This is a genomic window from Deinococcus deserti VCD115, from assembly GCF_000020685.1.
GTDB classification, from domain to species: domain Bacteria; phylum Deinococcota; class Deinococci; order Deinococcales; family Deinococcaceae; genus Deinococcus; species Deinococcus deserti.
Map to the genome: position 1 here is coordinate 1,826,079 of NC_012526.1, position 24,306 is coordinate 1,850,384.

Here is a 24,306-nt window from a genome sequence, read left to right on the forward strand (position 1 = left end):
CTAGCAGAGCCAGCAGCGGTGCAGCACGGACGAGCCTGCCTCCCGACAACAAGGTCAGAGTCTTCATGCAGGCTTCAGACTGGGTCGCGCCGCTGCAGGGAGACAGGTACTCTGACCGGCATGACCGCTGAAGGACTGATTGTCGAGAAGTATCACGAGGGCACTGGCCCTGCCGCTCAGGCCGGAAAAATGGTGCGGGTGCACTACACCGGGACGCTGGAAAGTGGCCAGAAGTTTGACTCCAGCCGCGACCGGGGCGAGCCCATCGAGTTCCCCTTAGGCGTGGGGTACGTCATCCCCGGCTGGGATCAGGGCATTGCCCAGATGCGTGTGGGCGACAAGGCCAAGCTGACCATTCCATCCCACCTGGGCTACGGAGCCGCAGGCATACCCGGAGTCATTCCTGGCGGCGCCACGCTCATTTTCGATGTCGAACTGGTCGACGTCCGCTGAAATCAGGATCCCGAAGTTGAGGGCCGGACATACTGTCCGGCCCTCAACCTTTGCGGGGAGCCAGCTTTGGCTGCCGTATTACTGCTCCTCGTCGTCCGGGGTAGTTTCACCTGTGTAGTTGCCCTGCTCGTCCAGCAGGCCCTGCTGATCCGCTGTCATGCTGGTCCCAGGACCGTCCTGAATGACGCCGCGGTCACTCTGGGGCAGGTGGGCAATGTCCTCCGAATCGGTGCTGCGCTGCCCTGCGGGACGGTCGGGGTATTCGTCGCTGTGGCGTCCAGTCATGTCGGTACCCTAGGTTGTCTGCACGGCGGCCGGGGTGTGCGCGGGGTCAAGGCATATTTACGCGGCGGCTCCCAATCAGCCGCTCACCCCTTAGACTCCGCTGGTGACCAACACTTCCCTGCCTGTCATTCTGGATGGAGATCCCGGCCTGGACGACGCCGTGGCATGGCTGCTGGCGCTGGCCAGCCCTGAACTCAGGGTCTTGGGCGTGACCACTGTGCACGGGAACGTGGGCCTGCCTCTGACCACCCGGAACGCCGGCGTGACCCTGGCCCTGGGCGGAAGCGCGGACGTTCCTGTGTACGCGGGCGCTGATCGTCCGCTCATCCGTGAACTTATGAGTGCCTCGGCAGTGCATGGAGATACGGGGCTGCCCGCCAACGAACTACCTGACCCACAGCGGGAGCCGGAGACGGAGCACGCCGTCAACTATCTGATCCGCACGGCGCGTGAGCAACCCGGAGAAGTGACACTGATTGCGACCGGGCCGATGACCAATGTGGCGCTGGCCTTCCGCATGGACCCGCAGTTACCGCAGCTTCTGCGAGAGGTGGTGTGGATGGGCGGAAGCACTGCACAGGGGAACCGCACTCCAGCGGCCGAATTTAATGCACTTGCCGACCCGCACGCCGCAGCCGTAGTGTTTACGTCCGGTGTGCCGCTGCGGATGGTCGGCCTGAACGTCACCATGCAGTGTGTGGCCACGCCTGACCGTGTCGAGGCCCTGCAGCAGCTCGGCACGCCGGTGGGATTGGCCTGCGCCCAGATGCTGACGTTCTATGCGGGGGCCTACCGTCAGCGCTACAACCTCAGCGGCGGCGCACTGCACGATCCACTCGCTGTGGCTGCGGTGCTGTGGCCGGAACTTCTGACCTGGCAGGATATGCATGTGGCCGTGGATACCCATGAAGGTCTCAATTTTGGTCGCACCGTATGCGACCTGTACAACGTTTCCGGCAAGCCGCCCAATGCCCGGGTGGCGGTGGCCGTGGATGACCCGACCTTTTTCGGCCGCCTGCTTGAGCGCCTCTCGCGGCTGTAAGACAGTCGCTCAGGGAAGAGGGTTCCCGACCTGAGGACCGTCATGGACCCCCAGGTGCAGGGGCACACGCGTGCCTTCCGGAAGCAGGTAGGCACGCAGCACCTGTCCGGGCACATCTGCAATCAGGTAAGGCACCGGGTAGGCCGCCAGCCGCGTATCGCTGAGACTGGGAGTCGCTGGCCCACGCGGATGGCTGTGGTACAGGGCCACCAGGTGCAGGCCCTCTCGTTGCATCGCCCGCAGGGCGCGCAGCAACTGGCCTGGATCTGCCAGATACTCGCGCTCGGGATCCACAGCGATGTTGGCCAGTGGATACAGTGCTCTGGCCTCAGCCACCTCCGCATGCACGACGCCGCCCAGCGCCCCCACGCATTCTCGGGGCGCGGCATGACGCGCCTGTGCCCACAGGGCGTCGGCCAGGACAGAAGGCAGCTTCAGAGCCAGCATAGGGTGCGCACAGTATGCCGCGCCCTGGACAACAAGCGTGAGAAACCCCGTGCTGGCCGATGTGGGCCAGCCAATAAGGTACACTGCGCCCCATGGCGAAGGCTCGTGCAAAAGCGGCTCCTCCGGTAAACAGATTTGATGGAGAAGCGCTGGGCCTGGTGCTGTTTGCGCTGGGTATTTTTCTTGGGGTTACCCTGCTGCTGCCTCAGGGCGAGGCAGGCGGGTTCATGACTCAGGCCAACCAGATGCTGACCGGTCACCTGGGCTGGGCGGCGTTCGTGCTGCCGGTCGTGCCGGTGGCGTTTGGCGTCCTGGTATTTCTGGGACGGGATCTGCGCAACCTGACGCGGCGGGTCCTGGGCGGCGCGGTCGTGGTGCTGTCCCTGCTGGCGCTGCATGAGGTGGTGCAGCCGGGCGCCGCCGGGCAGCTGGCGGCACAGGCCATGGCTCCGTTGTTCCGGGCCCTGAGCTACGCGGCGGCGCTGTTTCCACTGGTGACCCTCACGCTGGGACTGGAACTGATGCTGCACCTGCTCCCCCTCAGTCTGCTCAAAGGCTTTTTCCGTGGAGTCAGTGTGCTGCTGGGCGGCGCCAGTGCCAACGTGCAGGGGGCCATCGAATCCCGGCAGGAAGGCCGGGATTCGGCGCGTGCGCGCGGCGGGGTCCGTCAGGGCCTGGCAGCGTACGCCCGGGATCTCGAAACCCTGCGCCGGCACTATCCACTGGCCCGCGAACTGCGCGATCAGGCCCAGGAGGTCCGGGCCGCCCAACGCGACCTGCGCAGCCTGGATGAAGCCGGACTGAAAAATCTGGAACGCGATCTGGCTGGCTGGCGTGAGGTCACCACAACCTTTGTGGGCAACGCTGCCCGGGACCTGCGTGAACTGGTCAGCGCCGAGGCCCCAGATGCCGGCGCCGATGCCGAAGCAGTCGCCAATGAACTGCGTGCAGGACGGCATGAGTTGAGCGTCGAACTTCCCAGTACCATGGCCAGCGCGGCCCTGGAACGCCTGCGCCGCTCGATGGTCCTGGACATTCAGCGGCTCGCGCAGCGGGCAGGCAAGCTGGAGCGTGAGCGCAAGGCCGCTGAAAAGGCCCTTCAGAATGCTGACATCGGGGTCCTGATCCGTGAGGACCCGGCCTACCGCGAGCGCGTCCGCGCGTGGCAGGAACTTGCCGAGGACTTCACCGCGTGGCGGTCACGCGCTCAGGACTATCCTGGGTGGCCGGACCTGAGCGCGGCCTTTGACCGCGCCCCTACCGAAGTGGCGGCGATGCTGGCTGAAGCCCTTGCCGCCGACCCGGACGGAACTCTGTCCCAGCCGGAGGAATGGCGCGCCCGCCTGGCGCGCGCCCAGGATGAAGCCCGCCGCCGCGCCGAGGCTATGACTGCGCAGCCCAGCGTGACCCTTCTGACGCAGGCACCCCCTGCCCTCGACTTTGATTTCAGTGATCTGACCAGCCCGGAAGTGGCCACAGCCATGCCAGCTTCAGGAGCCTCTCTCCCTGAAGCCTCAGAAGCTTCTCTCGCTGGAATGGTGGCCTCCGCTGCATCGCCAGCTGGCTGGACAGCGCCAGTCCAGAAAGGCCAGGCCTTCCCTGAGCCGGCCACGGCCTTCGATCCTTTTGCAGATCTGGACGAGGATGAAGATCTGCCTTTTGGGCCTGCGGGCTCTCCCCCACCCCGGCCGCAGGCTGCTCCTCGCATGGCCGTCGGAACCTCGCCGGCAAACAGCAGGCAGACCAGCCTTACAGGTGCAGGAACCACGGGCGCAGCTGCTCAGAATGCAGCGCCTTCCAGCACGACGACTGCTGACGCTCCCTGGGCCAGCGCCCAGCCCGAGCCGCGCCCCACGGTTGGAGCCGTGGACCTGGCCCTGCCGGGATACTCGCTGCTTGACCCCGTACCTGCCGCCGCCCTGAATACTGCGCAGCTCGATATCTCTGCACGGCAGAGGGCGGGGCTGATCGACGAGACGCTGCGACATTTCAATCTGCAGGCCCGGGTGGTCGACTTTGCCCGGGGACCAACCGTGACACGCTACGAAATCGAGCCGGCTCCCGGGGAAAAGATCAGCCGTATTTCCGGGCTCAGCAACGATCTGGCCCGGGCATTGGCGGTCGGGGGCGTCCGGGTGGAAGCGCCGGTACCGGGCAAGAGTGTGATCGGTCTTGAGGTTCCCAACGCCGAGCGCGAGCCGGTGACATTTCATCAGGCCGCCGCCGCACCCAGCTTCCGCGCCACCCGCGCCAAGCTGCCGATCATTCTGGGCAAAAGCATCGACGGCGAGCTGATGGTCGGAGACCTGGCCAAGATGCCGCACCTGCTGGTGGCCGGCAGCACCGGCAGCGGCAAATCGGTGTGTGTCAATACATTGATTACATCACTGCTGTTCAAGTACCTGCCGACCGAACTGCGCTTTCTGATGATCGACCCGAAAATGGTGGAGCTTACGCCCTATGACGGCATTCCGCATCTGGTCCGCAGCGTTGTGACCAACCCGGTCGATGCCGCAGGGGTCCTGCTGGGCGCGGTGGCTCACATGGAACGGCGTTACAAAATGATGTCGCAGGTCGGTGCCAAGAACCTGGAGCAGTTCAACGCCAAGATGCGCCAGACAGGAGAAACCGAGCTGCCCCACCTGGTGATCATCATCGACGAGCTCGCCGACCTGATGATCACCTCTCCCAAGGAAGTGGAATCGGCCATCATGCGCCTGGCCCAGATGGCGCGCGCCACCGGAATGCATCTGATTCTGGCCACGCAGCGGCCCAGCGTGGACATTCTGACCAGCCTGATCAAGGTCAACGTCCCGGCGCGCATTGCCTTCGCTGTGAGCAGCAGCCACGATTCGCGGACCATTCTGGACACCATGGGCGCCGAACGGCTGACCGGGATGGGCGACATGCTGTTCTATCAGCCCGGGCTGATCAAACCGGTGCGTCTGCAGGGACCGTATATCTCTGAGGTGGAATCGGCACGGATCACCGACGAGCTGCGGCGTCAGGTCTTTGAAGACGCCTTTGTGGAGGCGTACGGAGCGGATTTCGAGGGTGGCATCGAGGCCAGCGGCCCCATTGCGGACAAAAGCAACATGGATTTCAGCGATCCCCTGCTGCGTCAGGCAGCCCAGATCTGTATCGAAGAGGGTCAGGGCAGTGTTTCCCGATTGCAGCGGCGTCTCAGTGTGGGTCATGCCCGCGCTGGCAAACTGATGGACATGCTCGAAGCCATGGGCATCGTGAGCAAGCACCAGGGCAGTAAACCCCGCGACATTCTGGTGGCAGAAGCGGACCTGGCGGAATACTTTGGGCGGTAGCCATCGCTGGAAAGTTACCACTGCACAAGATGAGTTCTAAATGAGTCGACCCCTAACTTAGGGGGTCTTTTCATTTAGCAGATCTGCTTGAAATCTGGTTGATGTTGCATTTCGAGGGACCATAGGCAAGATTAAGGACCGGCATTTCAATTCAAGTCTTTACACGAGGTGAGTTCATGAAAAAGCAAACTAGCCTGATTACCCTTGGTTTGATGCTCGTCACACCCGCTCTGGCCGGTGGTGGCACAGCACCTGCAGCCAAGCCTGCTACAGCCGCATGCCGCAGCATTGCCCAGATTGTTATGACCGACCCGAACTTCAGCACCCTGGCCACTGCGGTGGAAGCGGCTGGTCTGTCCCAGACCCTGATGAGCGGGCAGTACACGGTGTTCGCCCCAACCAACGCCGCATTCGCCAAGCTGCCCAGTGACGCTCTGGCAGCCGTGTTGAATGATCCCGAAATGCTCCGCAGCGTCCTGACCTACCACGTGGTCGCAGGCAAGGTGACCGCCAAGCAGGTCATGGGCATGAAAGCAGGCAAGACCCTCAACGGCGCCAATGTCAGCGTCATGACCAGTGGCAACCGCGTGATGGTCGGTGGCGCCAACGTCACCCGCGCCGACGTGATGGCCTGCAACGGCATCATTCACGTGATCGACACCGTGCTGATGCCCCCCATGGCTGCCGCGCCTGCTGCGGCCCCGGTGGCAGCTGCGCCCGCACCAACCACCACCACGACCACGACCACCACAGCTCCGCTGGCGTTTGACATCACCAAGATTCCCGCCACGCCCCTGAGTGGCGCAACCACCAGCACCAGCACAACGACCACCACGGAAACGGCGACGACCGAGACCACCACGACGGAAACGGCCACGACCGAGACCACGGAAACGACCGAAACCACCATGGCCAGCGACACGCTCTATGACGTGATTGTTGCCGATGAACGTTTCAGCACGCTGCGCGACCTGCTCAGCGACGCAGAACTGACCGAGACGCTGACCACCGGTGAATTCACTATCTTCGCCCCGACCAACGAGGCATTTGAGGCACTGGATCAGGACCAGCTGGCCCTGATCGCCAGCAATCCCGAAACGCTGCGTCAGGTGCTGCAGTACCACGTCGTCCAGGGCCGCGTGACCGCCGAGCAGATCTCGGGCAACCAGGCGCTGACGACCCTTCACGGCGGCACACTGATGCCGGCCCAGGGTATCAATGGTCAGCCTCTGACGGCCAGCAACGGCACCATCTACGTGGTCAACCGTGTGTTCCTGCCCCAGGGTCTGGTTATTCCTACGGCGCCCGCTGGTGAAGCGACCACCACCACGACGACGACGACCACGACCCCTGCCACCACGACCACCATCACCATCACCACCAGCAGCCAGCCCATCTTCGCAAGCCTGGTGACCAACCCGCTGTACACCACTCTGGTTGATCTGCTGCGCACCGCTGGTCTCGAGCAGATGCTCAGCAGTGGTGACTACACCATCCTGGCGCCGACCAATGAAGCGTTCGGCCGTATTCCCGCTGCCGACCTTACGGCCCTGCGTGCTGACACTGCCCGCCTCCGTCAGGTGCTGCTGCGTCATATCATTCCTAGCCGCGTGACCGCCACGGCCCTGTCCACCGTCACCGAGCTCAAGACCTCCCAGGGCGCGACCCTGACGGTGCAGACCTCCGGAACACCTGCGGTTACCCGCATCGGTGACGCCACCGTGCTGATGACTGGCGCTGTGGAAACCACCAGCGGCCCGATCTACAGCATCGACACCGTGCTGATGCCCCGCTAAACTCCAAACACTACGGCCCCCAGGTCCACCACAGGCCTGGGGGCCGTCTGCTGTAGGCAGCTATTCGAATTGCCGCAGAAATAAAGCCCATGTTGCAGGCGTGCGTGGATGATTACCCTCTTCGGTCCACTGCCAGAACGGGGTGTAGAGGCTACGGGCGCTGATCACCTCGTCCCGGAAGATCTGTGCACTGAGGCCAGTGTCCAGGAGCCCACTGGTCTCGAATCTCCGCAGTACCCCCTGGCGGTCATAGGGAATGGCCCTGAACTCCGGTATCCAGCCCTGTGCAGATGCGCTGAGCATCAGATACTGAGCCCGGGGATCACGGTTGGCAGGCGCACCCACAGCACCGGTATTCAGGACAAGTGTGCCGTCAATAATGGCCTGCGCCGGACGGTGAATGTGTGACCCCACCAGCACCCCGGCTTCCCCCGCCCCCTGCGACCGAAGCACCTGCACCCGGGCCACAGGCGTCCTCTCACTGAGGCTTTCGCGGTAGTGGTCAGCGGTGCCGTGCGCGATCCGCACATCAGGCATACCAGGTTGAGACACGGTCAATACCATGGGCCACTGGTCCGGCACGTGCAGCAGTCCCGCAGCGTCGAGCTGACGAGCGCTCCAGTCGGTGGCACCCCAGACAGGATCTGCGAACCAGTCGAGAGGCAGCTGTCCACTGCGCGCGTCCCACAGCCGCAGCAGGTCGTCGTGGTTCCCCAGGCTGAAGGACACGTCCGGCCAGTCAAGGAGGGTCTCCATCACCTCAACCGAGTCCGGTCCACGGTTAACCACATCACCGTTGACGATCAGCCGGTCTACGCCCTGCTGCCGAACATCTGTCAGCACGGCATTGAGGGCATCGGCATTGCCATGAATATCTGCAATGATCGCCAGGCGCATCTCACCTGAAGGTAGCAGGCGCACGGAACAGACAATGGGTACCAAGAGGCAGGGGCCCCTGCTCTGGCCTCCACTCCTCGATCCTGATGCTCCTACGGGCCGCCCTTCTATCACCGCTTTCCTGGAAAAGCGCCAGGAAGTCAGCGTTACGGCCGGAACACGGGGCACTTCTGGTGTTCCGGCCGAAGTTCACCACTTCAGGAAAATGATCTTCCTGAAGACGCATCAGTTCCTGAAGATGACCTCTTCTCTCTTAAAGCTGCGCAAGGCCAGAACGCTGAGTATCAGGGCACCCAGCAGGTTGGCTGCGATGGCCAGCAGCACGTGTGGGGCCGTGACCGCCCCACGAACGGTGTCCAGAATGGCTAGCATGCCGCCGAACAACGGAAGAGCGTACAGCCCGCTTTGCAGGTCCAGGAATTCGCTGAACTGCAGCATCACCGCAGGAATCACGATGGCCATGCTCAGCGGTGCAATGTAGGTTTGAGCCTCCTTGAAGCTGCGCGCGTAGATGCCGATTGCGATCAGTGCTGCACTGATCAGCAGCGCGGCGCTGATGCCCACCCCAAGCAGAGCCAGCGCAGAACCGGGCGTCAGGGACAGCTGCCCACCCATGGACTGCACGATTTCAGCGCCTATACCTTCCTGACGGTCAGTGAACGCCCGCACGGCCACACCACTCAGCAGAAATCCCACCACGCTGAAGCACGCGCTGGTCAGGGCGGTAATCGTCGTCGCCACCAGCTTCCCTGCGACCACCTCCGAGCGGCGGACCGGGGCCACCAGCAGGCTCTCCAGGGTGCCCCGTTCCTTTTCCCCGGCAGTAGCGTCCACTGCGGTAGCCATCGCACCAGCCAGGATGAACTGCAGCATCAGCATAGGCACCAGAAAAGCAAGTTGTCCGCTGCGCTGCGCCTGTTCCAGGCTGGCGTCTACCGGCCGCACCGTGACCGGAGTCAGGGTCTGTTCACTCAGGCCCAGGGGCCTCAGACGCTCCAGCGTGAGCTGGCGGTTGTAACGGTCCACCACCTGGGTCACCTTGCCCAGGGCGCCGGACTGTGCGCGGATGCTGCCCAGCTTGGCATAGACCTCCAGCGTTCCACTGCCTTCTCCTGCCCGCGTGGGCAGCGGCTCCGGAGCCCGCAGGGCAGCCTCGACATCCCCCGCCTGCACGGCCAGCCGGGCATTCTTGACAGGCACCAGGGTCACGCCGGCGCGCAGCACCTGCCCGTCAGGAGCCTTCTCATCGCGCACCAGTTCGCTTCGCAGGCCCGCCGGCAGGACACCAACCACGCCAACCTTCTGCCGCTCCTGCTGCTGACCGCCGATAAAACTTCCCAGCATCAGCGGCAGGCCCAGGGTGAACAACGGAATCAGAATCAGAGGCATCAGAATGGTGGCGTTCAGCGTCCGCCGGTCACGCAGGGTGGACAGCAGGTCGCGCAGGGCAATGCGCCAGACCATCGGCCAGCGCAGGGCTTCAGACCGCACGGGCGTCCTCTCCCTTCACCAGCGTGAAGAAGGCCCGCTCCAGGTTGCTCTGGCCGGTACGGGCCAGGATCTCAGGAATAGTCCCCACCGTCACAAGCTGACCCTGGTGCAGGATGGCTACGCGGTCACAGACTTCCTCAGCCTCGCTCATCACATGGGTGGAGTACAGCGTGAGTCGCCCAGGGGCGCGCGTGGCCTGCACGAAGTCCAGCAGGGTGCGTCTGGCGAAGATGTCCAGGCCACTGGCGGCCTCATCCAGAATCAGGACCGTCGGGTCATGGATCACTGCGCGGGCGATCACGACCTTCTGCTTCATGCCGGTGCTGTACTCGCCGGCGCGCACATCCAGCGTGCGGCCCAGGTCCAGCTGGGCATCAAGCTGGGCAATCCGCGCTTCAGTGGTCTCCCGGTTCAGGCCATACAGACCGGCAAACGAACGCAGCACTTCCCGGCCAGTCAGCCGTGCGGGCAGTCCCATGCCCCCGTTGACCACCCCAATCAGACGCCTGACCGCTTCGGGGCTTTCCGTCACCTCATGTCCGCCCACCCGAGCATGACCGGAGGTGGGGCTCAGGAGGGTGGCGAGGATGCGTAGCAGGGTGGTTTTCCCTGCTCCATTAGGACCCAGAAGGCCGAAAACCTCACCTTCGCCAGCAGAAAAGGACACTCCCTTGAGCGCCGTAAATTTTCCATAAGTTTTGGTGATGTCCTGAATATCCAGCATGAAGCTCCTTGCAAAGTCAAAACGTGAACGGAGGAAACGTGGACTGTAGCCTCTTGCGTTACGAACTGCACACTCTGAAAGTTCCGGTTTTGCATTTCAGAGCGCATTCGTTACATGAACATCTGGAGACCAGAACTGGCCGTCGCCTCATGCAAAATGAGAAAAAACCTGAATATAATAGGAAAGTTGCACGCACGGGTCCCAGCGAAGGAACCCGCGGCGCTCCCGCTTCTCTTTTCCCCTTTTTCTGCGTCCGAGCCGAGTTTGAGTGGCTTGGTCCGTAGTCCCCCGGAGGCTTTCATGTTTAACCCCCCTACCCTGGAAGACCTGCAAGAAACCCGGCGCGCCAATGAAAAACTGGTGCTCAAGGCGCTGGAAAGCAAACCCGAATGGGTCGAAACTGAACTGGCCAAGACAACCGGCCTGGCCCTGTCGCACCTGCGCGCCGCACTGGCCAGCCTGCTGGATCAGGGCCGTGTGCGCCGCCTGCCCGGAACCGGTACCCGCGCCGTCTACGGCCTGGCCGATCCTGGCCTGGCAGACGTGCCTGCCACTCCGCTGACCGCCGACGCCAAGCGGATCCGTGACTATCTGGAGGGCCGCGCAGACAGCGCCCTGTACATGAGCGAGCAGCTGCGCATGAGCCGCGAGGACATCATGACCGCGCTGAGCCTCCTGAACGCCCACGGCATGATCACCTGCACCTTCGTAGGCAGTCTGGTGATTTTCCGTCTGAAGGAAACCCAGGCCCTGGGTCAGGAGCAGAGTGCTCCCGAGAAGGCCACCAAGAAAAAACAGGTCGCCTGAGCGTCCTTTCTTAAAGCGCAGGAAGCCAGCCCGCCCCTTAGCAGGGGCGGGCTGGTCGTTTGGCCTGTCGAGCTGCTCAGCGGCCTACAAACACCGCAGTGGTCAGGGCCGGCACGGTCACGCTGGTGCCGGAAGCCTGACTGCTCTTGACCACAGGGTCTGTGCTGGCCGCCAGCACAGGATGCAGGCGCAGGTTCAGACCGGCAAGCTTCGGATCGCTGAAGGTCACGGTCTTGCCGGTGGCATTGAAGACAACCACCAGGTGTGGGAAGGGATTGGTTGCCGTTACTGCGCCGCTGAGCTTCATGGCAATCAGGCCCGGAGTCTGCTGCGGCCCCACGTTCAGGAACGTTAGGTTCTGCTGGACCTCCTGAGCGCTCGCCATGCGGAACAGGGTCGAGGAGTAGCGCACCCGCAGCATCTCGCGGTAGTGGTCCGAGGCCCGGGCAATGTCAGACGGCGTGACTTTCATGGCGGGGTTGGCCAGGATCGGCCGGTACAGGTCCCAGTTCGCCGCGTTCTTCTCGGCGGGCGGCAGGCCCTTGCCAAAGCCGTTGGTCTGGCGGGTGAAGTCCAGCGTATTGAACCAGTCACCGCTGTTGTAGCTGTCGGTATCGAAGGACTTGCTCCGGAGCATCTCGTCGCCGGCGTAGCTGAAGGGCAGTCCCTGCCCCAGCAGGATCAGACTGTGTGCCAGGTTCTGCATGCGGACGCGCTGGGCCGTTGTGGCGTTGGCCGGAGCCTTGAGCAGTACTGCGTCCCACAGTGTCTGGTTGTCGTGGGCACTGGCGTAGTTGACTGTCTCGCGGGGCGCGGCGGCGTATCCAACCGGGGCGGCGCCGTAAGGCAGGTCCGCGCCCTTCACAGCCTGCCCCGAGGCGCCGGTAAAGCGGTAGTCTCTCAGGTTTCCGGTCAGGCCCACGCGGATATGGTCGGCCAGACGCAGAGCCGCGTCGCGGTTGGTGTTCTGGGGCAGGCCGTTGGGCAGGGTGAACAATCCTGTTGCAAACCCCTGGTCCCGCAGGCCACCGAAGGGATTCCCGCCCCGGATCGCGTCGCGGATGCGGTCGTTGAAGGTTCCGATGCCCTGGCCGAACAGGTTGAGCTGCGTAGCATTGACCCCGCGCCGGTTCTTCTCGACTTCGCCAAAGTCCCAGCCCTCGCCGTACAGGTAGATCTGCCGGCCGTCTACGCCGTCTTTCTGAACCGTCAGTGCGTCCAGTGCCTGCCGGGCGGCCTGCATATCTGCAAGCATGTGGTGTCCCATCAGATCGAAGCGGAAGCCGTCCACCTTGTAGGCGCGGGCCATCAGCACCAGCGTGTCCACCATCAGCTTGCGCATCATGGTGTGTTCAGTCGCCGTGTTGGCGCAGCAGGTAGAAGTCTCTACGGCACCGTCGGCGTTCAATCGGTGGTAGTAGCCCGGCACGATACGGTCGAGCACGCTGCGCTCGGCCTGCCCACTGGCGTTGGTGTGGTTGAATACCACGTCCTGCACCACCCGCAGCCCGGCGTTGTTGAGGGCCATAACCATCTGACGGTATTCCAGCGCCCGCTGGTCCGGACGCACCGCGTAGCTGCCTTCAGGGACCATGAAATGGTAGGGATCGTAGCCCCAGTTATAGGGGTCAGCGTCCTTGATGGCCGTGATAGCTTTCTGCTGCTCTTCGCTGCCCGGCGCCAGCCGGCTGAGGTCCGGGGTGAACTTCCACTGGCCCTTGTCCTCGTTGATGGTGGCAATGTCGAAGGTTGGCAGCAGATGCACGGCCTTGAGGCCCGCGTCGGCCAGGGATTTGAGGTGCTTCATGCCGTGGCTGCCTGCCTGGGTAAACGCCAGGTAGGTACCGCGCTGTGCCGCCGGCACGCTGGCGTCGGCCGCACTGAAGTCCCGCAGGTGCAGTTCGTAGAAGCTGAGGTCCGACACTGACCTCAGCGCCGGTTTACGCAGGGCTGCCCATCCGGCCGGCGTGTGCGCCGCGTCACCCAGATCCACGAACAGGCTGCGGGTGCTGTTCAGGCTCAGGCCCACCGAGTAAGGATCGGTCACCAGATTGGTCTCGATCTTCCCGGTGCTCGGGGCAAACACCTTGACCTCGAAGCGGTAGCCCATGCCCTTCCAGCTGGCGTCACCGCTGGCAGTCCAGACACCCTGGGCGCTGCGCGTCATCGGCACGGTGCGCTCACCGGTGCCGTCTGCCTTCGAGATGCGCAGAGCCACGTTCTGAGCGGTCGGAGCCCACAGACGTACTGTGGGAATAGCGCCCTGCCAAGTCACCCCGAGTGGTCCGCTGTAGGCATAGAGGTCGTCGAGCGCCCGGGCAGTCTGCACGCTGGTGGCGCCAAGCACGGAACCGTCTGGCATCACCGAGGACACGGCCAGCTGCCCGCGCAACGCTTCGGGCAATCTGGCCCGGTCCTCTGCGCGCACCTGCAGCAGCTTGTAGTTCGCCAGATGTGGTGTTCGGGCACGCTGCGCGGCACTGAGGCCCGCCGGGACCTCCTCCAGCGTCAGGGCGTCGCCCCCCTGCACCCCTGCCGGGGTCAGGGTCAGACCGGCCGTGGACGACGCATGCAGGGTCAGCAGAGCCCCAGGCTGCACCATGTCGGGCTTTACGGCAATCAGGTCACGCGACACCATGATCGCCTGCTGGCGGGTCAGGTCCCCGACGCGGCGGACGCTGGTGTCCGGACGGGTGGTGTGCAGCGTCGGCTGACCGCTGACGATCCAGGCCTGCTGGCCCTGCTCGCGGTTCAGGAACATATCCGGGCCCGGGTCCTTCTCATCGCCCTTGTGAATAATCAGCCCCAGCTTTTTCCAGTCGGTTTTCATCGGTACGTCCCAGTACACCCCAAAGCTGCTCTGGCCAGTCTGGTTCAGCGGAGCCGTCCAGGTGGTGGGCTGAGCAGCGTCCTCCCAGGTATGAAGGCCCCAGCCCTCGTACTTTCCGTCCGGACGGAAGTAGTTGATGCGGGTCGCGCCCGCCGGCACAGGCGGGTCGGCACTGACATACGCGAAGTCGGCCTTGCCGCTGGTCACCAGCACCTCCCGGCCCTTGGTCAGGTCGGCGAACATGTCGGCACCCGGGTCCTTTTCGTCGCCCTTGTGCACGATAAAACCGACCTTGGACGCGCCAGCCTTCAGTGGCAGGTCCCAGTACGCGCCGCCGGCATCCACGCCGGTCGGCGTGAGCGGCTTGGTCCACTCGACGCTGGCGGTCGTGTCTTCCCAGGCGTGCAGCCCCCAGCCCTCGTATTTTCCGTCCGGGCGCAGATACCGCACCCGCAGGACGCCCTGTGGTACTCCTTGTGCAGAAGTTGCTGTGGCCGCCTTGGCTGGCGCTGCCTGGACCACCGGCGCCTTAGCGGCGTCCACATTCAGTGGTGCCCCTTTGGCATATGCCACCAGCGTGCTCCCGGATTTTACGAACAGTTCCCGGCCCCGGGAGAGGTCGAACCAGAGATCCACGTTGTGATCCTTCTGGTCTCCTTTGTGAACAATAATGCCGACCTTCTGCGCCCCTGCTTTCAGCGGAATATCGAAGTAAGCGCCCCAGTCGCTGCGGCCAGCCTGAGCAATGGGTTTGGCCCAGTCCACGCTTACGGCCGTGTCTTCCCAGGCATGCAGTCCCCAGCCGGCGTACGCATGGTCGGCACGCTGGTAATGCACCCGGGCCACGTTGGCCGGCAAGGGCGTTTGCGCCGCAGCCGAGGCTGCCAGCGCGACCGTCAGCAGGGTCGCCAGTTTTTTCATAGATGCCTGGAATTGTAGGGCTTTCAAAACCTCCTTTGGCTACAGTCTGCCCAAGGGCTCTGCACCGGTTGGGAGGAATGAGTTCTACAGCACTTTCTGGCCCTCTGGTATGCTCGGACACATGAAGCTTGTGCTGGCCGTAATTCAAGACGCCGACGCCACCGCTCTGGTGCGTGTTCTGTCCGAAAACGCCTTCGAGGTCACCAAGCTCGCCAGTACCGGCGGGTTCCTCCGTGAGGGCAACACCACCCTGATGATCGGGGTGACCGATGAACGCCTGGAAGAACTCAAGCGCCGGGTTCAGCAGACCTGTCGTGCGCGCACCCGGCTGGTGGCTCCCAGCATGCCGATGGGCGAACAGCATGAAGGGCTGGCCAGTGACCCGGTCGAGGTTCCGGTCGGCGGCGCCGTGATGTTCGTGATGGAAGTAGCCGAATTTGTAAAGGTGTAAAACGGCGCGGCCGGGCCGCTGACAGCGACCTGGCCACACCAGACAGCAGCCTGTTATTCAGCTGTTATTTCGTGTCGTACCAGTTGGGCCCGGTACCCACCTCTACCGCCAGCGGCACGCTCAGTTTCGCCGCCCCCTCCATCACCTCACGGGTCAGCCGAGCCACATCCTCGGCGCGGTTTTCCGGAGCCTCGATCAGCAGTTCGTCGTGGACCTGCAGCAGCAGCCGGCCACCCAGCGCTTCAAGCTCGCGGTCCAGGCGGATCATGGCGTGCTTGATGATGTCGGCAGCCGTGCCCTGGATGGGCATGTTGTAGGCCAGTCGTTCGCCGGCCTCCCGGACATTCCGGTTGGTCGCGGCCAGCTCCGGAACGTAACGCCTGCGCCCATACATGGTCTCGACGTAGCCCTGAGTACGCCCGAATTCGAGCGTGCGGTCGATATACCCGCGAATGCCAGGATACGTATTGAAGTAGGTCTCGATAAAGCCAGCGGCTTCAACGTAGGAAATGCCCAGCTCATTGCTGAGGCGGTGGGCACTCATGCCGTAGAGCACCCCGAAGTTGACGGTTTTAGCGGCGCGCCGTTGAGTGGATGTCACGCTCTGCTCCTCAAGCCCCAGCACCTGCGCGGCCGTGCGGCGGTGAATGTCCGCGCCCTCGCGGAAGGCCTGCTGCATCAGGGGATCGTCGGCGATGTGCGCCAGCAGCCGGAGTTCAATCTGCGAATAGTCAGCGCTGATCAGACAGTAGCCCTTGTCGGCGATAAAGCCCTTGCGGATCTCGCGGCCCATCTCGCTGCGAATCGGGATGTTCTGCAGGTTGGGGTTGAGGCTGCTCAGGCGCCCGGTGGCCACCGCCGTCTGCGCGAAGGTGGTGTGCAGACGCCCGGTGCGCGGATTGACCAGACTGGGGAGCGGGTCGAGGTAGGTGCCCCGCAGCTTGTCGAGTTCGCGGAATTCCAGAACCAGAGGAATAACCGGGTGTTCGTCACGCAGGGGTTCCAGAGCGGCCACGGCCGTGGAGCGCTTGCCGGTCAGCTTGGTCTTCCGGCCACTGGCCAACCCGAGTTCGTCGTACAGCACAGTTTCCAGCTGTGAGGGGCTGCGGACACTGAACTCACGGCCCACGTGCTGGTGGATTTCGGTCTCCAGCGCGGCGAGGCGGGCGGCTGCAGCGCCGGCCAGCCCACGGATGTACTCGCTGTCCAGCCGCACGCCACGCACTTCCATACGGGTCAGCACTGCCGCGAGCGGCTTTTCCATACCGGCATAGAGCTTCGTGCGTGCCTCGTCAAGCTGCGGCGGCAGATCCCGGAGGAGCCGCGCCGTGACTGCCGCGCGGCCGGCAGCGTCCGCAGGCCAGGGCACTCCCAGGTACCGGGGCGTGACGGTGGCCATGGTTGTATTCGAAGGGTCCAGCAGGTAGGCGTGCAGCAGCGGGTCGTCGCCGGGGTCCACCACGGTTCCCCGGACGCTCAGGTGCGCTGCCAGTGCCTTGGCCCCGGCCGCTGTAACTGCCCGCTGTCCGATGAACTCAGCCTCGCTGACCGTGTCGGGATACCGCGTCGCCAGTTTCGCTGCAGCCTTTTCCGCCTCACGCCGGGCCTTTTCCTGGGCCTTAAGCTGCGCTTTGGTGGGCGGCGCGCTGCCCTGAGGATCCAGCATGCCCTCGAACAGGGTCTGCGGCCCCACACCAGTCTCAGCCAGCCGCTGATCGGGCCTGATCAAAGGCGCGACACGCACGACACCGGGCTCTCCGTCCTCTGAGGCCTCGAATGTCGCCGCAGCGGTCAGTGCAGCTGTGAGGTCATCCTCGCGTGACAGCACATATCCCCAGACCACGTCCTGCCCCGGAGTGCGCCAGGGCGCTACCGCCGGAGTGTCCAGCGGATCGGCAGGTTCCGGGCGCGTACTGGCCTCCGCGTCATGAATGCTGTCCGGGACGTTCAGCTCTGCTCCAGAAACTCCGTTGAGTGCCAGCACGTCGCGCCGCACGGAATGCAGTTCGAGTTCCGTCAGCAGTTCGTCGAGCCGGGCAGGGTCTCCAGGAAGCCGGCCCACCCCGAAGTCCACCTCCAGCGGCAGATCCGTGACCATGCACGACAGTTCGTGGCTGAATTTCACCGCCTCTTCGGAATCCAGCAGTTTCTGCCGGGTGCCGTCGGGCTTCAGGGTGCCGGCGCGGGCTGCCTCGTAGATGCCCTCGAGCGTGCCGTATTCCTGCAGCAGCTTGGCGGCTGTCTTGGGTCCGATCCCCTTGGCCCCGGGAATGTTGTCGCTGGCGTCACCAGTCAGAGCGCGGTAGTCCACCCACTGACGCACGGTAACCCCATACTTTTCGAACACCTGATCCGGACCGATCAGGGAAAAGTCGTTGGCAATCACCTTGACGTGATCGTCGAGCAATTGATAGGCGTCGCGGTCACTGGTCACGATGCGCACCTGCATGCCGCTGCCCTCGGCCTTGCGGGTCAGGGAGGCAATCACATCGTCAGCTTCGTACCCCGGTTCTTCCAGGCGGGGAAACCCCAGGGCGTCAACGATGGCCCGGATGCGGTTGATCTGCGCCGGCAGGTCCGCCGGGGTCTCGGCGCGGCCGGACTTGTACCCGTCGAACTGTTCGTGCCGGAACGTCTTGACCGGCGGATCGAACACCACGATCACCTGATTGCTGCGCTGCTTGGCCAGCCGGAGGGTCATCCGCAGAAACCCCAGAATGGCGTTCGTGGCCTCGCCCCGGCTGTTGGTCAGGGGCGGCAGCGCAAAGTACGAACGGAACGCCAGCGCGTGACCGTCAATCAACACCAGCGTATCGGGGGTGGGGGACGTGGTCATACCGGGCATTCTACCGGGCCGCCGCATTCTTCTGAGAACAGAACGAAGCCGGAACAGGGAGGATCCTGTTCCGGCTCTACCTGGGGTCTTTCTGGCTCAGGCCTGTCCGCGCGCCTCGACTACGCCGGCAAGCACCCGCGCGACCTCGTGAATTTCTGCGGCGTCCTGGCCCTCGACCATAACGCGGATCAGGTTCTCCGTACCGCTGGGGCGCAGGTTGACCCGTCCACGACCCAGCAGTTGCTCCTCGGCCTGCCGCACTGCCTGCTGCACCTGCTGGTCCACGGCAATGGCCTTCTTGTCCTGCACACGCACATTGACCAGGGTCTGGGGATACATCACGAGATCATCGTGCAGAGCGTCCAGTGTGGTCCCCAGTTTTTTCATGCTGGCCAGGGTCAGAAGGGCGGTCAGCACCCCGTCGCCTGTAGGCGAGATGTCCAGGAACAGCACATGGCCGCTCTGTTCGCCACCCAGGCTGAGACCCTTTTCGTGCAGACGCTCGTGCACGTAACGGTCACCTACGGCGGTACGCTCCAGCGGAATTCCGGCGTCCTGCAGCTTGGCCTCCAGGGCCATGTTGGTCATGATGGTGGCCACCACGGCCTGCTCGCCGCGCGCCCGGGCGTTCAGCAGCAGCATGTGGTCGCCGTGAACCACCTGACCGCGCGAGTCCACGAACAGTGCCCGGTCGGCGTCGCCGTCAAAGGCGACGCCCAGGTCATATTCGCCCTCGCGGACGATCTGACGCAGGTGGTCCATATGTGTGCTGCCGCACCCCCGGTTGATGTTGCGCCCGTCCGGGGTGGTATAGATCGCAAACACATCCGCTCCTGCCGCCTGAAACACCTTGGGAGCCACCCGGTAGGCCGCGCCGTTGGCGCAGTCCAGCGCAATCTTCAGGCCGCTCAGGTCCGGAGCGTGGCTTTTCAGGAAGTCGGTATACAGGTGCTCGGCCTCGGTGTAGTTGGTCACGCTGCCCATGGCTGTGCCTGTCAGCGGCGCAAAGCCGGGAACCTCATCGATGGCCGCTTCGATCTGAAGTTCGGTAGCGTCACTGAGCTTCTGGCCGTCTGCTCCGAAGAACTTGATGCCGTTGTCCTCGTAGGGGTTATGCGAGGCGCTGATAACAACCCCGGCGTCGGCCTTCAGGTGCCGGGTCAGGTAACTGACCCCGGGAGTCGGCAGGACGCCGACATGAATCACAGTGACGCCTCTGCTGGTCAGGCCAGCCGCGAGCGCGGCTTCGAGCATGTCACCGCTCTGGCGGGTGTCTTTACCAATAACCACGCGGGCGTGCGGGTTGACGCGCCGCAGCACCTCACCCGCAGCTGCCCCCAGGCTCATGACCCAGGCAGATGTCAGGGGAAATTCTCCGGCCACGGCCCGCACTCCATCGGTGCCGAAATACTTGCGTTCGCTCATGCTGCGCGCATCATACGCCCATGAGTGACGTGAGTACCTGACACATCCTTCACTGCCTAGGTCTCAAATTTATGGCATCGCAACTTTTTGGGCTTGCAGGGCGTACTCTGGGGCATGAGTGGATTTTCTGGAGGAGGATTCTCGTTTAGCCGCAGCAGTCATGGTCGCGGAGGCTTCTTCGCCCATTCACGCTCCAGTGGTCACCGCGGCGGAATGGTCGGCGGTTTGTTGGGCCACAGCCACAGCAGCGGGCGGCGTGGACACTATGTCCAGGGTGGCCACTACCGTCAGGCCAAACGGCGCCGCTCTGGCGGATGCCTGGGGGCCTTCCTGGTCACGGCTGGGCTGGCAGGAGCCGGGGTCATGGGCCTGGTGTCACTGATCGCTTGATTCTGGTTCCACCGCTGGCCGCACTGCACGATGCCTGGGCGGTGATACGCGGCGCAGGCCCGGCTGGCACAGCTCGGGTGTGGCCTGCGGAGTTGCAGGCCGCCTTTCCTGGCCGGCGACAGCTTCTGGAAGCCTGGACGGGAGAGGGCGCCGCGTTTGTCCGCTACGCTACGACTGAGGGGCCCCTTTTTCTCAAGTATCTTCCGGCCGGCTGGCGGGACCAGAACGCCTACCGCCGGCTGGAACGTGAAATCAGGTTTCTGCGTGATCTCGCACCAGTGATGCCAGTGGACCACGCGCCTCTGCTTCATGCCGCCCTGGATCGCACGCGGCTGCGCGCGCACCTGCTGACGCCCGATCTCACAGCCCAGACCACCGGATGGGGAGCGTTGACCACGGATGATCAGCGAGAAGCCGCTCTTCACGAGATCGTGCGGTTGCTCGCCCGCCTGCATGCCTTCTGGGCTGGTCCAGGTTCTGTGCACCTGACCGGGCGCTGGGCCTGGGATCCTCGGGAGGTGCTGACCCAGGCCGAACGCATCGCCGCAGCGGTTCCATCTGGCCATCCAGCATTCTTTGCCGTACAGGCGGCCGCCCAGGCCCTGCCAGTTCTTTTACAGGATGCGCCTGAAGTCACGCTGGTCCACGGCGACATTCACGCCGGACAGGTGCTGTGGCGCGTGCATGACCGTCAGCCGGTCCTGATTGATTACGGGCAGGTGCACACCTCGGTGCCCGGTGAAGACCTGGCCCATCTGCTCAGCGTGCGGCTCAGCTCAGCCGAGCGCCTGAGGCTTGGTCCGGCACTCAGAGAAACCTACCGTGAGACCCTGGCGGTTCATGGCCTTGGCCTCTCCCCTTCCAGGCTGGCAGCTCAGGAACGGGCGGGGACAGGGCTGAACCTGTTGTCAACGGCCCGTCAGGCCCGCCAGTCTTCGGGCAGCGGGGTTCAGGAGGCGCTCGGCAATGTGGTTCAGGCCTGGAACGAACTGGGCTGAGCGCTCAACCGCGGAGGCCCAGAAAAGCCTGGTAGCGGCCCAGCTCCGTCTCGAGCCCCCGGCGCAACGTGGCGGTCTGGCGCACACCCGGCACGAACCCGAAGTCTGCCTGGAGCCGGTCAGAGTTCACGCTCAGGTTGGCCCACCCGACGGCCCGCTCGGCCTGGAACACCGGCAGGGCGTAATAGCCCATACGCCGCTGATCCAGCGGAGTGTAGGCCTCAAACCGGTAAGTCCAGCCGTGCAGGTGCGTGAAGCGGCGACGGTCCCAGACGAGTGGGTCGAATGGACCCACGATGCGTACACCGCGTGGCGCACGGACATCCAGCAGCTGCTCAGCGCGCCAGACATAGCGCATCCCCTCAACGGTGCCGCTCTGCAGCTCGTCCTTCACCACTTGCCTGTAGACCGCACGCAGCGGGCCATGCAGGTGTGGAAATCCAAACCGGGACAGGCTGATCAGATACCCCAGGCTGGCTTCCGGCAATGGGCCGTAAAGTCCGGCCAGCAGATGCACCGCGCCCCGCAGTCTCTGTTCGTCCGGCAGCGGCGCTTCCCTCAGGGCCTGGAGATGTGAAGCGGCGGCGTACAGGCGGACGCCGCCAACCCGGCGCGTCACGCGGGCTTCACCGGAGTAATGCAGGGCCTCCAGAGCCCGGGTTGTGGCACTGGACTGCCCGCCCCAGGCATTCGTGACCCGGCTCTGCCCCAGGGCTGCGGAGACATCACGTGGGTGCAGTTCTCCGCGTTCGTGCAGCATGGCGCGCACCTGCGCAAAGAGCTCCGGGTGCTGAAGTTCGGCGCGACTCCGCGCCGGAACACGTGGATGCAGCAACGCCTGCACCTGCCGGGGCACAAAGCCGTAGTTGGGAAGCATGTCCTCTTCGGCGTCCAACTTCGGGTAGAGCCGCTCAAGATCTCCGGCACGGTAGCCGCGCACCCGCTGCATCAGCGTGAGGTCCTGGGCACGGGCTGGAGCGCGGATCGGATCGGCCTGCACGAAGCCCATGCGGTCCAGCGCACCTTGCAGCGTGCCACGCGGCCCGAAAGTGGAAAAAGCCGCCGCTCGCAGGGTGGCCGGGGTCAGGTGCGCTGTCATGCTCCTCTGAGGCTAGCGTGGGCAGAGCAGCAGGATGTTCGACCCCGTCAGGACCTCACACACAAGGACAACGTCCTGTTCACTGCACAGCGGTAGGGCAGGCACAGCCCCTAGTGGCCGGACCACACCAGGCAGAAACGTCCTGGTACGCTACTCCCCACTTCTCCTTCACAGCGCTCCGGCACATGGAATACTCCATGGCATGACCACTGGCCTGCGTGAACGGATTCAGCGCGAATTGCACGTGCAGCCCATCATTGACCCTGCGGCTGAAGTCGAACGCCGCGTGACCTTTCTGTGCGATTACCTCAGCAGCACCCCGGCACGTGGTTTTGTACTGGGTATCAGTGGCGGTCAGGACAGCACCCTGACCGGGCGGCTGTGCCAGCTGGCTGTAGAGAGGCTGCGTGCCCAGGGCCGTGAGGCGGTGTTCGTGGCCATGCGACTTCCTTACGGCGTGCAGGCGGATGAGGCCGACGCACAGGCTGCGCTGACCTTTATCAGGCCAGACCGGAACCTCACGCTGAATATTCAGCCCAGTTCCGACGCCGCTGCCGACGCCGCGCATGACGCGCTTGGCACCGGCTTACGCGATTTTGTGCGGGGCAACATCAAGGCGCGCGCGCGGATGGTCGCGCAGTATGCCGTGGCTGGTCAGGAAGGCCTGCTGGTGGTGGGCACCGACCACGCCGCCGAGGCCGTCACAGGTTTTTTTACCAAGTACGGAGACGGCGGCGTGGACCTGACGCCCCTGACGGGACTGACCAAGCGGCAGGGAGCAGCGCTGCTTCAGTCCCTGGGCGCCCCCGAATCAACCTGGCGTAAAGTGCCCACCGCTGACCTGGAAGATGACCGCCCTGGCCTGCCCGACGAGGTCGCGCTGGGCCTCACCTACGAGCAGATCGATGCCTACCTGGAAGGCCGCGAGGTCAGCGAGGAAGCCGCCCGCCGCCTGGAAGGGATGTTTCTGAACACCCGCCATAAACGGCAGCTTCCTGCGACGCCATATGACACCTGGTGGAAAGAAAACAGCCTTACAGCTCGTTGAATTCGGACTCTGCCCGGCGTTTGAGGGGGTTGCGCCGCGTCACGTCCGACTCGGCCTGCGCCCCCAGGACCATGCGGTCACTTGAAGCTGGCGCTGGAAGCAGGCGGTTACTCAGGGCCAGGACATCGGCGGTGAGTTGTGGGGCCAGCGCCTGAACATACCGCAGCATCAGCGCCGGCCCGCCGATCATCACTTCCGCGTCACCACGGACCAGGGCAGCGATCATCCGGCGCGCAGCGGTGGGCGCGTCCAGCGACAGCACCGGCAGGTTATCCAGTGTGGCGAACAGGGCGTACTCCTTCTTATGCTGACCCTTGACCTGCGCATGGCGGGGGCTGCCCGTACGCATCAGGCTCGGATGGACAGCCGTGACGGTCACCCCTTCGCGGGCGAGTTCTGCACGCAGGGCCTGTGCCAGGCCAGCCACGGCAAACTTGCTCATGCAGTACGGACCGAGATGCGGCACAGCCACCCTGCTTCCCACCGACCCGACGACCAGAACCCGGCCCTGGCGGCCGCGCAGATACGGCAGCGCGGCCCGGGTCAGGCGAAGGGTGGCAAAGGCGTTGATTTCCATGATTTCCCGGAAATCACCTTCGGTCATGTTGGCCAGCGGGCCGGTCTGGATGATGCCAGCGTTGCTGACCAGCACGTCCAGGCCTCCATGGACCCGAACCGTTTCCTGAACGGCGCGGTCCACATCCGCCTGAATGGTGACGTCACCAGCCACGGTATGAACCCGGGCACCATGCGAGCGCAGATCTTCGGCAGCACGCTCCAGCGCGTCAGCGTGCCGGGCCATCAGGGTCACGGCTGCGCCAAGCGAGCACAGCTCCCGGGCCAGCATCAGCCCCAGGCCGCGTGATCCCCCAGTGATCAGCACTGAGCGCCCCTGAAGGTCATATGGCGCGTTGAAGGCGCGGCGCGCGGCCACCGCTCCGAGACCGGCAGCCAGCAGCAGTCGTTTCGGAAGTCTCATAGCCGCAGTTTGCCCCCCGGTTCGTCAGGCCGGGAGGCGTCTAAGGGAACGGCTAAGAACTGGCCTT

The 24,306-nt window shown here is 64.3% G+C and carries 19 protein-coding genes; 9 read left to right on the top strand and 10 right to left on the bottom strand.

The features are described from left to right. Nucleotides 1–120 precede the first annotated feature (120 nt). On the top strand, nt 121–453 hold the full coding sequence (locus DEIDE_RS08665) for an FKBP-type peptidyl-prolyl cis-trans isomerase (protein ID WP_012693580.1): 333 nt from the start codon (nt 121–123) through the stop codon (nt 451–453). A gap of 78 nt (nt 454–531) precedes the next feature. Here DEIDE_RS08665 and DEIDE_RS08670 read toward each other — a convergent pair whose 3' ends face one another. Then, nucleotides 532–738 carry a hypothetical protein gene (locus DEIDE_RS08670; RefSeq protein ID WP_012693581.1) on the bottom strand — a complete coding sequence of 69 codons (207 nt, stop codon included), beginning with the start codon at nt 736–738 and terminating at the stop codon, nt 532–534. A 103-nt stretch (nt 739–841) separates the two neighbouring features. Here DEIDE_RS08670 and DEIDE_RS08675 point away from each other — a divergent pair, with 103 nt between their 5' ends. Then, complete coding sequence (locus DEIDE_RS08675) at nt 842–1,780, top strand: nucleoside hydrolase (RefSeq protein WP_012693582.1); 939 nt, start codon at nt 842–844, stop codon at nt 1,778–1,780. A 9-nt stretch (nt 1,781–1,789) separates the two neighbouring features. Here DEIDE_RS08675 and DEIDE_RS08680 read toward each other — a convergent pair whose 3' ends face one another. After that, on the bottom strand, nt 1,790–2,227 hold the full coding sequence (locus DEIDE_RS08680) for a M67 family metallopeptidase (protein WP_012693583.1): 438 nt from the start codon (nt 2,225–2,227) through the stop codon (nt 1,790–1,792). A 92-nt stretch (nt 2,228–2,319) separates the two neighbouring features. On the opposite strand from DEIDE_RS08680, the gene DEIDE_RS08685 reads away from it, so the two are divergent. Continuing rightward, entirely contained in the window at nt 2,320–5,547 is a 3,228-nt protein-coding gene (locus DEIDE_RS08685; protein WP_012693584.1) for an FtsK/SpoIIIE family DNA translocase, read from the top strand. A gap of 176 nt (nt 5,548–5,723) precedes the next feature. Then, entirely contained in the window at nt 5,724–7,343 is a 1,620-nt protein-coding gene (locus tag DEIDE_RS08690; protein WP_012693585.1) for a fasciclin domain-containing protein, read from the top strand. Nucleotides 7,344–7,403: 60 nt separating this feature from the next. On the opposite strand, the gene DEIDE_RS08695 is transcribed toward DEIDE_RS08690, so the two are convergent. From DEIDE_RS08695 to DEIDE_RS08710, 3 genes are all read right to left on the bottom strand, one after another. Next, the gene (locus tag DEIDE_RS08695; protein ID WP_012693586.1) at nt 7,404–8,240 is read right to left on the bottom strand and encodes a metallophosphoesterase family protein; all 837 of its coding nucleotides are present in this window, start codon (nt 8,238–8,240) and stop codon (nt 7,404–7,406) included. Between the two features lie 225 nt (nt 8,241–8,465). After that, nucleotides 8,466–9,704, bottom strand: a complete 1,239-nt coding sequence (locus DEIDE_RS08705; protein ID WP_041227522.1) for an ABC transporter permease — start codon at nt 9,702–9,704, stop codon at nt 8,466–8,468. 16 nt (nt 9,705–9,720) lie between these two features. After that, entirely contained in the window at nt 9,721–10,455 is a 735-nt protein-coding gene (locus DEIDE_RS08710; protein WP_012693588.1) for an ABC transporter ATP-binding protein, read from the bottom strand. A gap of 300 nt (nt 10,456–10,755) precedes the next feature. On the opposite strand from DEIDE_RS08710, the gene DEIDE_RS08720 reads away from it, so the two are divergent. After that, nucleotides 10,756–11,262 (top strand): transcription initiation factor IIE subunit alpha family protein, encoded by a 507-nt coding sequence (locus DEIDE_RS08720; protein ID WP_012693589.1) that lies wholly within the window; start codon nt 10,756–10,758, stop codon nt 11,260–11,262. Nucleotides 11,263–11,338: 76 nt separating this feature from the next. On the opposite strand, the gene pulA is transcribed toward DEIDE_RS08720, so the two are convergent. Continuing rightward, entirely contained in the window at nt 11,339–15,013 is a 3,675-nt protein-coding gene (gene pulA / locus DEIDE_RS08725) for a pullulanase-type alpha-1,6-glucosidase (RefSeq protein WP_012693590.1), read from the bottom strand. 121 nt (nt 15,014–15,134) lie between these two features. Here pulA and DEIDE_RS08730 point away from each other — a divergent pair, with 121 nt between their 5' ends. Beyond that, nucleotides 15,135–15,464 carry a cyclic-di-AMP receptor gene (locus DEIDE_RS08730; protein WP_012693591.1) on the top strand — a complete coding sequence of 110 codons (330 nt, stop codon included), beginning with the start codon at nt 15,135–15,137 and terminating at the stop codon, nt 15,462–15,464. A gap of 64 nt (nt 15,465–15,528) precedes the next feature. Here the strand turns inward: DEIDE_RS08730 and polA are convergent, their stop codons facing one another. Both polA and glmM read right to left on the bottom strand, forming a co-directional pair. Then, complete coding sequence (gene polA / locus DEIDE_RS08735; protein WP_012693592.1) at nt 15,529–18,300, bottom strand: DNA polymerase I; 2,772 nt, start codon at nt 18,298–18,300, stop codon at nt 15,529–15,531. 96 nt (nt 18,301–18,396) lie between these two features. Continuing rightward, nucleotides 18,397–19,725 (bottom strand): phosphoglucosamine mutase, encoded by a 1,329-nt coding sequence (glmM, locus tag DEIDE_RS08740; RefSeq protein WP_012693593.1) that lies wholly within the window; start codon nt 19,723–19,725, stop codon nt 18,397–18,399. Nucleotides 19,726–19,839: 114 nt separating this feature from the next. Between glmM and DEIDE_RS08745 the strand changes: the two genes are divergently transcribed. Together DEIDE_RS08745 and DEIDE_RS08750 are read left to right on the top strand one after the other, a co-directional pair. Then, nucleotides 19,840–20,115, top strand: a complete 276-nt coding sequence (locus tag DEIDE_RS08745) for a hypothetical protein (protein ID WP_041227191.1) — start codon at nt 19,840–19,842, stop codon at nt 20,113–20,115. Continuing rightward, entirely contained in the window at nt 20,112–21,113 is a 1,002-nt protein-coding gene (locus DEIDE_RS08750) for a phosphotransferase family protein (protein ID WP_012693594.1), read from the top strand. The genes DEIDE_RS08745 and DEIDE_RS08750 overlap by 4 nt, the downstream gene beginning before the upstream one ends. Before the next feature lie 4 nt (nt 21,114–21,117). On the opposite strand, the gene DEIDE_RS08755 is transcribed toward DEIDE_RS08750, so the two are convergent. Then, nucleotides 21,118–22,212, bottom strand: a complete 1,095-nt coding sequence (locus tag DEIDE_RS08755) for a DNA glycosylase AlkZ-like family protein (RefSeq protein ID WP_012693595.1) — start codon at nt 22,210–22,212, stop codon at nt 21,118–21,120. 202 nt (nt 22,213–22,414) lie between these two features. Here DEIDE_RS08755 and nadE point away from each other — a divergent pair, with 202 nt between their 5' ends. Continuing rightward, nucleotides 22,415–23,260, top strand: a complete 846-nt coding sequence (gene nadE / locus DEIDE_RS08760) for an ammonia-dependent NAD(+) synthetase (RefSeq protein ID WP_012693596.1) — start codon at nt 22,415–22,417, stop codon at nt 23,258–23,260. Here the strand turns inward: nadE and DEIDE_RS08765 are convergent. Further along, entirely contained in the window at nt 23,247–24,239 is a 993-nt protein-coding gene (locus DEIDE_RS08765; RefSeq protein ID WP_012693597.1) for an SDR family NAD(P)-dependent oxidoreductase, read from the bottom strand. The two genes, nadE and DEIDE_RS08765, sit on opposite strands and share 14 nt — an antisense overlap. Nucleotides 24,240–24,306 lie beyond the last annotated feature (67 nt).

Bases quoted from the DNA above. Each gene is read 5' to 3' on its own strand.
- DEIDE_RS08665 (WP_012693580.1), top strand. From the start codon at position 121: ATGACCGCTGAAGGACTGATTGTCGAGAAGTATCACGAGGGCACTGGC.
- DEIDE_RS08670 (WP_012693581.1), bottom strand. From the start codon at position 738: ATGACTGGACGCCACAGCGACGAATACCCCGACCGTCCCGCAGGGCAG.
- DEIDE_RS08680 (WP_012693583.1), bottom strand. From the start codon at position 2,227: ATGCTGGCTCTGAAGCTGCCTTCTGTCCTGGCCGACGCCCTGTGGGCA.
- DEIDE_RS08685 (WP_012693584.1), top strand. From the start codon at position 2,320: ATGGCGAAGGCTCGTGCAAAAGCGGCTCCTCCGGTAAACAGATTTGAT.
- DEIDE_RS08690 (WP_012693585.1), top strand. From the start codon at position 5,724: ATGAAAAAGCAAACTAGCCTGATTACCCTTGGTTTGATGCTCGTCACA.
- DEIDE_RS08695 (WP_012693586.1), bottom strand. From the start codon at position 8,240: ATGCGCCTGGCGATCATTGCAGATATTCATGGCAATGCCGATGCCCTC.
- DEIDE_RS08705 (WP_041227522.1), bottom strand. From the start codon at position 9,704: ATGGTCTGGCGCATTGCCCTGCGCGACCTGCTGTCCACCCTGCGTGAC.
- DEIDE_RS08710 (WP_012693588.1), bottom strand. From the start codon at position 10,455: ATGCTGGATATTCAGGACATCACCAAAACTTATGGAAAATTTACGGCG.
- DEIDE_RS08720 (WP_012693589.1), top strand. From the start codon at position 10,756: ATGTTTAACCCCCCTACCCTGGAAGACCTGCAAGAAACCCGGCGCGCC.
- pulA (WP_012693590.1), bottom strand. From the start codon at position 15,013: ATGAAAAAACTGGCGACCCTGCTGACGGTCGCGCTGGCAGCCTCGGCT.
- DEIDE_RS08730 (WP_012693591.1), top strand. From the start codon at position 15,135: ATGAAGCTTGTGCTGGCCGTAATTCAAGACGCCGACGCCACCGCTCTG.
- polA (WP_012693592.1), bottom strand. From the start codon at position 18,300: ATGACCACGTCCCCCACCCCCGATACGCTGGTGTTGATTGACGGTCAC.
- glmM (WP_012693593.1), bottom strand. From the start codon at position 19,725: ATGAGCGAACGCAAGTATTTCGGCACCGATGGAGTGCGGGCCGTGGCC.
- DEIDE_RS08745 (WP_041227191.1), top strand. From the start codon at position 19,840: ATGAGTGGATTTTCTGGAGGAGGATTCTCGTTTAGCCGCAGCAGTCAT.
- DEIDE_RS08755 (WP_012693595.1), bottom strand. From the start codon at position 22,212: ATGACAGCGCACCTGACCCCGGCCACCCTGCGAGCGGCGGCTTTTTCC.
- nadE (WP_012693596.1), top strand. From the start codon at position 22,415: ATGACCACTGGCCTGCGTGAACGGATTCAGCGCGAATTGCACGTGCAG.
- DEIDE_RS08765 (WP_012693597.1), bottom strand. From the start codon at position 24,239: ATGAGACTTCCGAAACGACTGCTGCTGGCTGCCGGTCTCGGAGCGGTG.